Source organism: Janthinobacterium sp. GW823-FHT06H09, assembly GCF_058794735.1.
Map to the genome: position 1 here is coordinate 166,116 of NZ_JBXAHC010000013.1, position 13,880 is coordinate 179,995.

The following is a 13,880-nucleotide window of genomic DNA, read 5'->3' on the forward strand; positions in this document are numbered from 1 at the left end:
TGACTCCTCAGTGCGTGGCCATGGCGGGACGGCTGCGTGCAGCGACGACGCGTCCGGCCCATGGCAAAAATTCCAGCATCAGCAACAGCAGCGCGATCCACAGGCCGGCCGTGCCGATAATCCCCATCAAGCCGTCGTTCCCCATCGGCAGGTGGTAGTCGTACAGGCCCGCGCCCGTCTTCGGGATGTTCTGCCCGCCGATGAAAATCGTCCAGCGCATCATCCAGGCGCTGTGCAGCGCGATCAGGCCGTTGACCAGGCCACTCGTGGCGGGACGCCAGATGGCCAGGGCCATCGGCACGATCGACGACAGCACGGCCCAGACTGCCGTGAACTGCCATTGCGGCATGCCCGCCACCTGGGTAAAGGCCATGCTGTGGCTGGCGCTTACGCCGGACAGGCTGACGAACAGCCAGCCGCCGCCCAATGCCAGCACCAGCGCCAGCGACAGGGCCAGCGCGCGGTTCAAGGACACTTCCAGCTCCATGTCGCGGCCCGGCAGGAAACGGTTGAACAGCAGCGCCAGGCCTACCGCCCCGACAAAGGCCGTGGCGGCAAATTGCGCCGGCAGGAACGGCGTGAACCACAGTGGACGGGCGCGCACCACCATAACTTCCATGCCCGTGTACAGCCCCACCACGAAGGCGGCGAGCAGGGTGAAGGCGGCGGCGGTGATGATGGCCTGGCGCGATGCGGCGCCGCCACGTCCCAGCAGCCGATAGGCAAAGGCCAGGCGGTCCCGACCCTGCCCCTGCGTGGCGAAGTCCCCGCGCAGCGCCAGCCACGCGTACAGCATCAGACAGCCCAGATACAGGGGGATGAAGAACGAGCCCCACGACATCCACGACTGCGGCTGGAAGTAAATGTAGAAATGGTAGAAGCGGCCCGGCCCGTGCAAGTCGGCCAGCAGCGCCACGGGCGCCGTCATGCCGCAGACGAGAGACGCGAGCAGCGCGATGCGCCCCAGGCGTTCATACGCCTTGCGGCCGAAGACGAAGTACGGCAGGGTCAGCATGAAGCTGCCGTAACTGAGGCCGATGAGGAAAAAATACTGCACCGCCCACGGCAGCCATGCCGCTTCGCGCGTGACGTTGACAATTTCGGTGATGTGGCTGTCCATGGTTTATTTCCCGTGTTTGCTCGGTTGCCAAAGTGTCGCTTCGCCCTCGACGTGGCCGGCGAAGCGCGTGTCCAGTCCCAGGTAAAACACGTGGGGCTGGGTACCCTGTTCAGGCTTGAGCACCTTCACCTTGTTCTCGCTGAGCAGCTGGTGCACCATGCTGTCCGGATCATTGAGGTCGCCGAAGATGCGCGCGCCGCCCACGCAGGTTTCCACGCAGGCCGGCAGCAGGCCTTCGTCGACGCGGTGTGCGCAGAACGTGCATTTGTCGGCCTTGCCCGTCTCGTGGTTGATGAAGCGCGCATCGTAGGGGCAGGCCTGCACGCAGTAGGCGCAGCCCACGCAACGGTCGCCATCGACGACGACGACGCCATCCTTGCGCTGGAAGGTGGCGCCCACGGGACAGACGGGGATGCAGGGAGGATTGGCGCAGTGATTGCACAGGCGCGGCAGCATGTAGGTGCCGCAGCGGTTCTCTTCCTTGACTTCATAGGTCGAGACGACGGTGCGAAAGCTGTTTTCCGGCACGGCGTTTTCCATGATGCAGGAGACCGTGCACGCCTGGCAGCCGATGCATTTCTGCACATCGACCACCATCGCCCAGCGCTGGCCGCCTTCGCCCCTGGTGGCGGCCTTGCCTGGCAGCGGCGCGATGGCCGCCCCAATGGTAACGGCTGGCAAGGCGCGCAAGAAACTGCGGCGCGATTCGATCATGACACTCTCCTTGACGATGGGCGGCAAGCCCTTGTTGACTTGCTGCCATGATAGAAAAGAAGTTGCCGTACGGATATTGGGGTGATCGTGCGGGGACCTAGATGATCATGCCAATTGACAGGATCGACAATGCGGAGTAGGTCAGATTAGCGGGGCCGCCGAGGCGCGCCAGCGCGTAATCCGACAACATTGTTGGCATGAAGTGTCGTGGTATCGCGCAGACATGTCGGATTACGCTGCGCTAATCCGACCTACGTCAGATTCCCCATGACCGCTTGCATAGGTAGGTCGGGTTAGCCGGCACGGCGTAACCCGACATGAAGCGTCGCGGGCATGTCAGTCCACGCAGTGACCGTTACAGCTCGTCGAGCGAATAAAGCCGGCGGTGCTCGCGGATCGCGTAGCGGTCCGTCATGCCGGCGATATAGTCGGCGATCTTGCGCGCCTGCTTTGTCACATCATCGCCGTTGACCTGATAATCGGGCGGCAGCAGGGCCGGTTCGGCCATGAAGCTGTCGTACAGTTCGCGCACGATGCGGCTGGCCTTCACGCGCATGCGGTTGACCTGGTAGTGGCGGTACAGGTTCGCGCGCAGGAAGCGCTTCAGCTCCGTCGCATCCTTGCGCATGGCGTCCGAAAAACGGATCAGCGGCGGACTGGCGCGCACTTCGCTGACGTCGCGCGGCGCGGCGTCGAGGATCAGGGCATTCGACGTGACGATCAGATCGTCGGCCAGGGCCGTGATCAGGCGGCGCAGGGTTTCGTAGATGGCGCGCCGGCCCGACAGGCCGGGAAACGCCTGCTGCACGTCGTGCCACAGGCGGCCGAAGAATTCCACTTCTTCCAACTGCGCGATGGTGATCAGGCCCGAGCGCAGGCCATCGTCGATATCGTGGCTGTTGTAGGCGATTTCATCGGCCAGGTTGGTCAGCTGCGCTTCCAGCGTCGGTTGCGTGCGGTCGATAAAGCGCTGCGCCACGGGACCGAGTTCGCGCGCATGCGCGAGCGAGCAATGTTTTAATATGCCTTCGCGCGTCTCGAACATCAGGTTCAAGCCATCGAAAGCGCCGTAGTGCTCTTCCAGCGTGTCGACCACGCGCAGGCTTTGCAGGTTGTGCTCGAAACCGCCGTGCGCCTGCATGCACTCGTTGAGCACGTCCTGGCCCACGTGGCCGAACGGCGTGTGGCCCAGGTCATGCGCGAGCGCGATGGCTTCGACCAGGTCTTCGTTCAGGCGCAGGTTGCGCGCGATGGAGCGGCCCACCTGTGCCACTTCCAGGCTGTGCGTGAGGCGCGTGCGGAACAGGTCTCCCTCGTGATTGAGGAAAACCTGGGTCTTGTATTCGAGGCGGCGGAAAGCCGAGGAATGGATGATGCGGTCGCGGTCGCGCTGGAACTGGCTGCGCGAGGCGTGCGCCGCCTCGGCAAAGCGACGTCCCTGCCCCTGTGCCGAATGGGCGGCATAGGGGGCTAGCCATCCTTGGGCGAGGGCGTCTTCCGGCGTCATGCCTATTGCACTCCGGCGGCCAGGGTGGCCAGCACCAGTTCGTGCGGCGCGGACGTGATGCACGGGCTGCCCAAGGGTTTCAACAGGATGAACTTGATGGCACCGCCCTCGTTCTTCTTGTCCACTTCCATCAATTCCAGCCAGCGCTCGACACCGAGGTCCGGCGCTTTCACCGGCAGGCCGGCGGCGGCGACGAGCTTGCGCACGCGCTCGACGGCCGCCTGGTCGATATAGCCCATGCGGCAGGACAGGTCGGCCGCCATCACCATGCCGCAGCCGACGGCTTCGCCGTGCAGCCAGTGACCGTAGCCCAGGCCCGCCTCGATGGCGTGGCCGAAGGTGTGTCCGAAGTTCAGGATGGCGCGCAAGCCGCCTTCGCGCTCGTCCTGACGCACGACGTCGGCCTTGATTTCGCACGAGCGGGCGATCGCATAGGCGAGCGCACCCTTGTCGCGCGCCATCAGCTTGTCCATGTTCGCTTCGATCCAGTCGAAAAACGCGGCATCGATGATGGCGCCATGCTTGATCACTTCGGCCAGGCCCGCCGACAGCTCGCGCGCCGGCAGGGTTTCCAGGGTCGAGGTGTCGGCGATCACGGCGCGCGGCTGGTAGAAGGCGCCGATCATGTTCTTGCCCAGCGGGTGGTTGATGCCCGTCTTGCCGCCGACGGAAGAATCGACCTGCGCCAGCAGGGTGGTCGGCACCTGCACGAAGCCGATGCCGCGCATGTAGCTGGCCGCCGCGTAGCCGGTCAGGTCGCCGATCACGCCGCCGCCCAGCGCCACCAGCGTGGTCTTGCGGTCGCATTTATTGGCCAGCAGCGCATCGAAGATCTGCATCAGGCTGGCCCAGTTTTTATATTCTTCGCCGTCCGGCAGGACGATGCAGATCACTTCGCGGCCATCGCTGGCCAGCGCCGCCTGCAGGCGGCCCAGGTACAGCGGCGCGACGGTGGTATTGGTGACGATGGCCACCTTGTGGCCGCTGATATGGCGCAGCAGCGCATCGGCGTCGGCCAGCAGGCCGGGACCGATGGCGATCGGATAACTGCGTTCGTCGAGGTCTACGCTCAACAACATTTTGGATTGCTCGTTCATCGAAGGCTCTGCATGAATGACGCAGTTGGGCGAGGCCTCGCACTCGAGGCTGGCCAGCTGCATCAGGATGGTCTGAACCATCGATTGTACGTTAGGACGGCCCGTGTCGATGACAATGTCGGCCACTTCCATGTAATGGGGTTCGCGTTGCGCCGTCAATTCTTCCAGCTTCTTGCGCGGGTCGGCCGTCTGCAGCAGGGGGCGGTTCTTGTCGTGGCTGGTGCGCGCCAGGATGTTGCTGACGCTGGCGCGCAGGTACACGACCGTGCCCCGCTCCTTCAGGTAGGCGCGGCTGTCGGCGTTGAGGATCGCCCCGCCGCCCGTGGCCATGACGATCCCTTCCTGGGCGCTCAGGTCGCGGATGACCTCGGCCTCGCGCCGGCGAAAGCTGGCCTCGCCCTCGATCTCGAAGATCCACGGGATGGTCGCTCCCGTGCGTGCCTCGATTTCGTGGTCGGAATCGACAAAGCGCAAGCCCAGCTTGCGGGCCAGGATGCGCCCGATTGTGGTTTTGCCTGCGCCCATGAGGCCTACTAAAAACAGATTTTGCATGTGCTGCGACAGTTATTTTGAATCACTACAAACATTCGCCTGCCCGTACGGACTATTCACGCCCGGCGGAGACACATCCTGGCGGTTAAAGTCCGAGAACAGTCCCGGAAGCAAAGTGTAACCGACATAAGTTGCCTCCGTCCCGGAACTGTTGCCACGAATCGTCAATTCGACATTGAGCCAGTTGGCCCTGTCGCGCGGATAAGTCAGCGTCACGGTGGTGGTGCCGCTACTGTCGGTCTTGCCTCCGGTGGACAGATTGAGCGGAATGCCAGGATCGAGGAAGCCGTTTTTATTCTCATCTTCGTTAGCGTCGAGCATGCCGTTACGATTCTGGTCCTCATTCTTGCATTCCACTTGCTGCGCCACGATCCAGCTGATTGCCGACGCGGAATACTGCAGATAGCCTTTGTAATAAAACTTGGGCCAGGCCGCAGCCGTGATGATCACGTCAGGGACCGGATTGCCCGCAGCGTCCGTCACAAACACGGTATAGGTCTTGCGATAGGTACTGCTGTCCGTACCATCGAGCACGTTGCCGCTGCCGGCGCTGATGAACAGCGATTTCTTCGTGACCGTCAGCTTGGCCGTGGCGCTGCTCGTCGATACGCCCTGCAATTGCGCCTGGACGATCACGCCGTCGACGCCGGTACTGGCCTGACCGGCAATATAGCTGACCGTGGCCATGCCGTCGCTATCGGTATTGACCACCGACGGCGAGCTCAAGGAACCACCGCTGGCATCGCTCAGAATGGTAAAGCCGACCTGGGCATTCTTGACGAGGTTGTTTTCCGCCGTGCCATCACGCACGACGGCGCGAAGGGAGCTGCGCTGGGAGGTGCTGCCTGCCGTATTGGCGCCGATCACCGCAGGGTCGGCCTGCAAGGTGATGGTTGCCTGTGGCGTGAGCGGAGCGACGAATTCCACGTCGGCCTGCACCGACACGCCCGTGCCCTCGTTCCTGGCAGTCAGCGACGTGCGGCCCGCGCCGGCAGCCTGCACGTAGGCGATGGCATTGCCGCCAACGAGCGGCAGCGGCGCCAGCAACGGCGTGGCGCAGCCGGCATCCTGGTAAATTGTGCCGCGGGAAGTGCTGAAACGGACATTGCCCGTTTGCGGTGTGCCGGCCACATCGCTGTGTACGCTGATCGCGTAGCAGGTTCGCGTTGCCAGTGTTGTCAGCGCAACATTGGCACCGGTGACTGCGTTGATCGTGAAATTGGCCGCATTGATCGCCACGGGCATGGCCAGGCTGTCGCCCTGGGCCTTGATGGTGATCGTATCGCTGGTACCGGATTGAGCGTTGTAACTCAAGACCAGCTGCCCATTATTGTCCGTCAATGCCGGGCTGGCGCCGCCGCCCTTGACCGTCAGCGGATTGATCTGCGCACTGAAGGTGACCGGCTTGCCCACCAGCGCATTGCCGCTGGAGTCGACCAGCTTGACCACCATGTCGGTACTCGTTTTCAGGTTGGTCGACGAAAAGGCATTGGCGGCCAGTTTCGTGCCAGTGACACTGATCTCGGTATCGGCCGTCTGCGCACCGGCACTGGCGCTGACCTTGATCGTGCGCAGGCTGGCGTCGCCGCCCGTGTTGAGGCTGACGATAGCCTGCCCTTGCGCATTGGTACTGACCACCGTTGCGCCCAGCGCACCCGAATCTGCTTTGAAGGTGACGTTGGCATTGGGCACTATCGCATTATTGGCGTCCTTGACAAAGGCGATGACATTGACCGCGGTACCGCCCGACGAAGCCAGGGTGCCACTGGAAGAAGTCAGCAACAGAGTCGCGATACCGGACGTGACCGGCACTACCTTGACGACGACCGGAGCGGACGTGATACCGCCGCTGCTGGCACTGATCGTGATGTCGCGCAAGGTCGCGTCGCCTTTCACGCTGAGCTTTTCAACCACGGTGCCGTTGGCATCCGTGACGCGCGTCGTGTTGCTGATCGTGCCCGAACTGGCCGTGAAGGCAACCGTCTGGCCACTCAGGGCGTTATTGCTTGCATTTTTCACAATTGCCGTCAGCGTGACTTCCGTGCCGTCGGCGCCCGAGGCAACAATCGTCGTGGCGCTGGCCACGAGCGAGATGCTGGCAACGCCGCTGTTCGCGCCGCCAGGCGTACCCAGGGTCGGATCACCGCCGCCGCCGCCGCAGGCGGCCAGCAGGGAGCCCAGCGCCAGCATGACCAGCCAATTCGATACCCTACTCCAAGAAGTATTGCCAAAAGAAAAATTCCGCATAGTCGCCATCAGTCCGCTTTCGTTTGCATTGTTACTTAAACGTAAAGATGTGACATTAACGTGTTGCTGGCCGATCTGCCACTATTTTCGGCGTAATAAACACCATCAGTTCCGTTTTTTCTTGACTGCGGCCCGTGCTGCGGAAAAAAACACCAAACACGGGGATGTCGCCCAGCAGCGGCACCTTGCTGTCCGTGCCCCGCTCCGATTGCTGATAAATACCGCCCAGCACCACGGTTCCGCCATCTTCCACCATCACTTGCGTGCGCACGTGCTTGGTGTCGATGGCGAAACCGGAGCGTGTTTCCTGGCCCACACTGTCCTTGTTGACGTCCACTTCCAGCACCACGTTGCCGTCGGGCGTAATTTGCGGCGTCACTTCCAGACGCAGGTTCGCCTTGCGAAACGTGATCGACGTGGCGCCGCTGCTGGTGGCCACCTGGTACGGCAGTTCGATGCCCTGCTCGATCAGCGCCAGCACCTTGTCGGCCGTCACCACGCGGGGGCTGGAAATGATCTTGCCCCTGCCGTCCGCTTCCAGCGCGGACAACTCCAGGTTCAGAAAGCGGTTGGCGGCCGCCGAAAACAGGCTCAGGGCGAAGCTGGCCGGCTGCAAGCCATTGATGCTGGCGGCCGGCAAGTTGACGAATTGCGTGTTCGGCACGAAGGCGCCGCTGCCCGCCACCGTTTGCCCCGTCGCCTCGCCCACGCCCTGATACGTGCCGCCGATGGCCGCGCGGCGTCCGCTGCCGCCCAGCGAAAAACCGGGCACCTGGCCCGCCGCCAGCCGCTGGTCCGTAAAACCGAGGCGCGCGCCCAGGTTGCGGCTGAAACTGTCGTTCGCCTCGACGATGCGCGCCTCGATCATGACTTGTCGGGTTGGAATATCCGTCTTGGCGATCAGCTGACGGATCTGTTCCAGGCGCGCCGGCACGTCGGTGACGAACAGCTGATTCGTGCGCGGCTCGATCAGCACGCTGCCACGGCGCGACAGCAGCCGGCTGCGCCCTTCCCCCGCGTCCAGGCCGAACACGGTACGGAACGCTTCGGCTTTCTGGTAATTGAGCTGGAAGATGTTTGATTGCAAGGGTTCAAGTTCCGCGATCTGCGCGCGCGTTTCGAGCTCCAGTTTTTCGCGCGCGAGGATTTCCTCACGCGGCGCAATCCACAGCACGTTGCCATTGCGCCGCATGTCCAGGCCCTTGGCCTGCAGCAGCACGTCGAGCGCCTGGTCCCACGGCAAGTCGCGCAGGCGCAGGGTTACATTGCCCGCCACGCTGTCGCTGGCGATGATGTTTTGCCCGGACGCATCGGCCAGGATGTGCAAGGCCGCGCGCACGCCCACGTTCTGGAAATCGACGGAAATTTTGTCGCCCGCATACAGACGCGGCGCCGTCACCTGCACCACCGCCTCCTGGGCAAGGACACCGGCATGCAGACACAGCATGGCGGCCACGAGCATGCGGAGCGGCCTCATGGCGCCGCCTCGGGCAGGCTGGCCTTCGCCCCTGCCACCTGCAAGGCCAGGCTGCCGCGCCGCTCGCGCCAGGGGCCATCCGCCTCGCGCAGCAATTCACGGTACTGCACGGCCTGTTCACTGATGCCCGTCACCACACCGTGGTCTTGCCCCAGATACTGGCCCACGGCCACCCGGTACATGCGCTGGCCCGCCAGCAGCAGCGCGTTCAGGCGCCCGTCCTGTTGCACGCTGCCGACCATGGTGATGGCAGGCAAGGCCACGCTTTCCAGCGGCTCGCGCACCCGGCGCGGATCGGGTCCCGCCACGCCCCCACGCTGTCCGGGCGCGGGCGGCAAGGCATTAAATGGATCGGCCAGGGCCGCCGCCTCGTAAGGATGCGGCGCGACAGCGGCAAGCGGGCGCCATGCCGGCGCACTGCCCTTTGAAGGCAATGCCGCTTGCGCCGCCCGCTCCCCCGCTTCGGGCAAACGATACGCCTGCAACACGGCATCCAGGGTCAACAAGCGATCCTTGCCAAGGGTCAAGGCCAGCGCATGCACCGTGACGATGCGCGGCAGGCGCGCCAGGTCTGCCAGCAGCGCGCCCATGGCGTGGTAGCCGCCACGCAACTGTATCGTGATCGGCAAGGCGACATACGGCGCTTGCGGCCGCGCCGCGCCCGGCTTGAACAGTGAAAATTGCAGCCCGCGCGACCGGCCGGCGGCATTAATGTCCGTCAACAGCGCCGCCATCGCCTGCTGGTCAGGCAGTTGCTGTTCCAGCAGGGCCAGCTCGGCGCCGGCCTGACGCTGCTCTGCACGCCACTGCGGCAACTGCTTTGCCCTGGCCTGCGCCGCCAGATAATCGGCGCGCAAGCGGGCTTCCTCACTGTGCGCCAATCGCACTGCAGCCATCAGTCCATCGAGCCATGTGGCGTGCAGCAGGGCAGTCAGCAGCATGCCGGCCAGCGCAGCGCAAGCAAGGCGCGCCGGCAGCGGCCACAGTGACGCGGTCTTCAAGCTCAGCATGATCAACCTCCACGACTAAGAGCCTATCCCAGTAGATGAATACATCTCTTGCAAGCGCCCCTCAGAAGCGGGGAGTCGTCGCGTGGCTCGCCACGCGTCCTCCTCGCGCCTTGTCCGCGCTCCTGATGTGCTGCCTGCAAAAGACACTCCCTACTGGGATAGGCTCCAAGATTGTCCAGCGGGTGCCAAAGCCAGCCGTATCGTCCATTCCACGGCGCCATCGGCCGCGCCGCGCACTTCCATCACTTCCGGCCGGGACCAAGGCGCGGCCTGCGCCAGCGCCAATAATAGTGCCGCGACCTTTTCCTGCGAAACGGCCTGCCCTTGCAGGCGCACCATCGCCGTTTCCTGGCGCACACTGTGCAGGGCGACGCCAGCCGGCATCGCCTGGGCCAGGGCCGCCAGCATGCGCACCCAGGCATCGCGCTGCTCTTGCAGACTGGCAATGGCTTGCTGGCGCAGCAGCAGGGCCGCCGTCTCGCCCTGCACGCGCTTGCCTGTGACAAGGACCGTATTGACTTGCTGCATGGCATGGCGCCAGCCCTCCTGGCGTTGCAACTGCACGTCGAGCTGGTGCTGCAGCCAGGCACCCGCCGCCAAGGCCGTCAGCAATCCCAACAGCGCCCCGCCGGCCAGTTGCCACAGCAGCCGCTGAATACGCCTGCGGCGTGCCGCCTGGCGATACGGCAAAAGATTGATGCATGGCACTTCCGCCACGGCCTTCATCGGGCGTACCGGTGCATGGCCAGGCCCCAGGCCAGTTGATAGTTCAGGCCGCCGCCGGGCAAGGCTTGCCAGCCGCCCTGCGCGAGCGCCGCCTGCAAGGCAAGCGCCTCGCTATCCATAATGACGGGCGTCAAGCCGGCCGCCTTGGCCGCATCGAGACGGCGCTGCACGCTGGCGCGCCGCGCCGCCACCAGCAACACGTCGATCTCGCTGCCGGTCTGGCCGGCAAGCGGCGGCGCAGGGCCGAGAATGAAAAAATCCAGGTTGGCGTCTTCCAGCGCAAACGGCATGTATTGTCCCGCTTCCAGTTCCACGAGGATTTCCAGTTGTTCCTCCGGCAATCCGGCAGGCAGGCGGATCGCATGCGTGATCAGGGCCGTGGCCGGCATGGCCAGCGCCACGCGCGTGCAGCCGCTGCCACTGTCGCGGCATGCCAGGCGCACGGCGGCAGCCAGGCCCTGCAGATCTTCGATCATGCCCTCACGCATTACTCCTGCCGCCAGCGCGGCGCTGCCGCAATGCCGGCACGCCAGTGTTCCCCGCCGGCGTATCAACTCGACCACGCGCACGGCGTCGTCCGCGATGTCGACGCCCAGCAAGCCGGTGCCAAGAAGACTGCTGATGGACATGTTTTTCATAGAGAAACGTCAGCGTGGAAGGAAGTCCTGCCATCCGCAAGCCTAGTCCCGGCAGCGCTGGCTTGTAAACGGATTTCACGCTGGTGTCTGCGGCGCGCGGCGCCTATCTGGCGGGGCCGTGATCTGGCGCAGGATAATTGTTACCAAATCCTGGTTGCCAGCGGGCCAATACACGCTTATATAGAGTATCGGCAAGTTTCAACACTCCCCCGGCAAGCGCCACGGCGCGCTGCCACCCCGGCAAGCTCGCTTATAATTGGCCGGCATAATTAACCGAAAGACATACGACGCATGACATCTTCAAAATCCGCTGGCCCCGCTGGCTCGAAGCCGCCCACCAAGGGCAGCAAACCCAAACGTTTCCTGCTGATGGCCCTGGCATCGCTGCTGGGCCTGGGCATCGTCGGCGTGTTGCTGGTGGTCTTCGGTCTGGCCATGGCCTATCCGAACCTGCCGGCGCTCGATACCTTGACCGATTACAAGCCCAAGATGCCGCTGCGCGTGTTCACGTCCGACAGTGTGCTGATCGGCGAGTTCGGCGAGGAACGGCGCAACATGGTGCACATCAAGGATATTCCCGATGTCATGAAGAAAGCCGTGCTGGCCATCGAAGATGACCGCTTCTATGAGCATGGCGGCGTCGATTACCTGGGCATCACGCGCGCTGCCCTGCACAACCTGACGGGCGGCGCCAAGCAAGGCGCCTCGACCATCACGCAGCAGGTGGCGCGCAATTTCTTCCTGTCCAGCGAACAGACCTTGAAACGCAAGGCGTATGAAGTCTTGCTGGCATGGAAGATCGAGAAAAACCTCAGCAAGGACCAGATCCTCGAAGTGTATATGAACCAGATTTATCTGGGACAGCGCGCCTACGGCTTCGCCTCGGCCGCGCAAATCTATTTCGGCAAGAATATCCAGGACCTCACCGTGGCCGAAGCGGCCATGCTGGCCGGCTTGCCGAAAGCGCCGTCCGCCTACAATCCCGTCGTCAATCCGAAACGCGCGCGCATGCGCCAGCAATACATTCTGCAGCGCATGGCGCAACTGGGCTACATCACGCCGGCGCAGTACGAAGAAGCGAAAAATGAAGAGCTGAAAGTGAAAACCGACAGCAGCGCCTTCGGCGTGCACGCGGAATATGTGTCGGAAATGGCGCGCCAGCTGGTCTACGAGCAATTCAAGGAAGACACCTATACGCGCGGCCTGAACGTCTACACCACCATCACCAAGGCCGACCAGGACGCCGCCTACATCGCCTTGCGCAAGGGCGTCATGGATTACGAAAAACGCCACGGCTACCGCGGCCCGGAAGCGTATATCGAGATTCCGAAGACCAAGGCCGAAGCCGATGACGCGATCGAGACGGAGCTGGCCGACCACCCGGACAGCGACGACATCATCGCCGCCATGGTGCTGCAAGCCTCGCCCAAATCGTTGCAGGCTGTCACCTCGGCCGGCGAGGAAATCACCATTACCGGCCCCGGCCTGACCTTCGGCGCGGCCTGGCTGTCGGAAAAAGCGGCGCCGAACCGCCGCATCAAGCGTGGCGCCGTGATCCGTGTCATGCAGGAAAACAACGCCTGGGTCCTGACGCAGATGCCGGAAGTGCAATCGGCATTCATCTCGGCCAGCACCACGGACGGCGCCATCCGCGCCATGGTGGGCGGCTTCGATTACAACCGCAACAAGTTCAACCACGTCACGCAGGCGTGGCGCCAGCCCGGTTCCGCGTTCAAGCCCTTCATCTATTCCGCCTCGCTGGAACGGGGCCTGTCGCCGGCCACCATCATCAACGATGCGCCCATCTCGTTCGACGCGGGCCAGACGGGCGGCCAGGCGTGGGAACCGAAGAACTACGACAGCAAATACGATGGCCCGATGACCATGCGCAAGGGCTTGATGAAATCGAAGAACATGATTTCCATCCGCATCCTGCACAAGATCGGCGCCAAGTATGGCCAGGAATACGCGACGCGCTTCGGCTTTGACGCGGACAAGAACCCGCCGTACCTGACCCTGGCCCTGGGCGCCGGCAACGTGACGCCCCTGCAGATGGCCGGCGCCTACGCCGTGTTCGCCAACGGCGGCTACAAGATCAACCCGTACCTGATCGCCAAGGTGACCGACAGCGACGGCAATGTCCTGTCGCAAGCCAAGCCGGACCTGGCGGGCGAGGAAGCCAACCGCGTTATCGACGAGCGCAATGCCTTCATGATGAATAGCATGCTCAACGACGTCGTGCGCTTCGGCACGGCCAATAAAGCCATGGCATTGAAGCGCCCTGACCTGGCCGGCAAGACGGGTACGACCAACGATTCCATCGATGCGTGGTTCGCCGGCTACCAGGCCAAGCTGGTGGGCATCGCCTGGATCGGCTACGACCAGCCGCGCAACCTGGGCAACCGGGAAACGGGCGGCGGCCTGGCCTTGCCGATCTGGATCAGCTACATGGCGAAAGCCCTGAAAAGCATTCCCGTCGAGGAGCGCGCCGTGCCGGAAGGCCTGATCCGCGTGGGCGATGAGTACTACTATGCGGAAAATCCGCCGGGCACGGGCGTCGGCAGCCTGGAAGGCGCGGCGCGCGGTACGCCGGAAGAAGAAAAGGCGAAAGAAGCCGTGAAGAACGAGTTGTTCTGACGGCAGCGCATGGAGTAGGTCGGGTTAGGCCGCAGGCCGTCACCCGACACCACGCCGGCGCCAAATGTTGTCGGATTACTGTCCAGTCCTAAAATAGGTTGACAGTATTTATTGCTGCACAAACGCCCGATGCACCGCATCGGGCGTTTTGTACT

Annotated in this window: 9 protein-coding genes and 1 pseudogene; 1 reads left to right on the plus strand and 9 read right to left on the minus strand. The window is 63.6% G+C overall.

Features of this window, described 5'->3' with window-relative positions; all coding sequences use genetic code 11:
* Positions 1 to 7: 7 nt before the first annotated feature.
* The 9 genes and pseudogenes from nrfD to pilM form a co-directional block, all read right to left on the minus strand.
* A complete protein-coding gene (gene nrfD / locus AC1Q6X_RS21980) occupies positions 8 to 1,120 on the minus strand; it encodes an NrfD/PsrC family molybdoenzyme membrane anchor subunit (RefSeq protein WP_492498390.1) in 1,113 nt (370 codons plus the stop codon).
* A 3-nt stretch (positions 1,121 to 1,123) separates the two neighbouring features.
* Complete coding sequence (dsrO, locus tag AC1Q6X_RS21985) at positions 1,124 to 1,834, minus strand: sulfate reduction electron transfer complex DsrMKJOP subunit DsrO (RefSeq protein ID WP_070221683.1); 711 nt, start codon at positions 1,832 to 1,834, stop codon at positions 1,124 to 1,126.
* A gap of 355 nt (positions 1,835 to 2,189) precedes the next feature.
* Positions 2,190 to 3,341, minus strand: coding sequence for a deoxyguanosinetriphosphate triphosphohydrolase (locus AC1Q6X_RS21990; RefSeq protein ID WP_230506599.1), 1,152 nt, complete (start codon positions 3,339 to 3,341; stop codon positions 2,190 to 2,192).
* Between the two features lie 2 nt (positions 3,342 to 3,343).
* Complete coding sequence (gene aroKB, locus AC1Q6X_RS21995) at positions 3,344 to 4,963, minus strand: bifunctional shikimate kinase/3-dehydroquinate synthase AroKB (protein WP_070292465.1); 1,620 nt, start codon at positions 4,961 to 4,963, stop codon at positions 3,344 to 3,346.
* 39 nt (positions 4,964 to 5,002) lie between these two features.
* On the minus strand, positions 5,003 to 7,180 hold the full coding sequence (locus AC1Q6X_RS22000; protein WP_492498391.1) for a beta strand repeat-containing protein: 2,178 nt from the start codon (positions 7,178 to 7,180) through the stop codon (positions 5,003 to 5,005).
* 112 nt (positions 7,181 to 7,292) lie between these two features.
* Positions 7,293 to 8,618, minus strand: a pseudogene (locus AC1Q6X_RS22005) (type IV pilus secretin PilQ); the annotation flags it as partial.
* Between the two features lie 92 nt (positions 8,619 to 8,710).
* Positions 8,711 to 9,724, minus strand: coding sequence for a pilus assembly protein PilP (locus tag AC1Q6X_RS22010; RefSeq protein ID WP_492418408.1), 1,014 nt, complete (start codon positions 9,722 to 9,724; stop codon positions 8,711 to 8,713).
* 150 nt (positions 9,725 to 9,874) lie between these two features.
* Positions 9,875 to 10,441 carry a PilN domain-containing protein gene (locus AC1Q6X_RS22015; protein WP_492418409.1) on the minus strand — a complete coding sequence of 189 codons (567 nt, stop codon included), beginning with the start codon at positions 10,439 to 10,441 and terminating at the stop codon, positions 9,875 to 9,877.
* Between the two features lie 5 nt (positions 10,442 to 10,446).
* Entirely contained in the window at positions 10,447 to 11,079 is a 633-nt protein-coding gene (gene pilM, locus AC1Q6X_RS22020; protein WP_070292335.1) for a pilus assembly protein PilM, read from the minus strand.
* Positions 11,080 to 11,379: 300 nt separating this feature from the next.
* Between pilM and AC1Q6X_RS22025 the strand changes: the two genes are divergently transcribed.
* On the plus strand, positions 11,380 to 13,725 hold the full coding sequence (locus AC1Q6X_RS22025) for a penicillin-binding protein 1A (protein ID WP_070221690.1): 2,346 nt from the start codon (positions 11,380 to 11,382) through the stop codon (positions 13,723 to 13,725).
* The last annotated feature ends 155 nt before the right edge of the window (positions 13,726 to 13,880 follow it).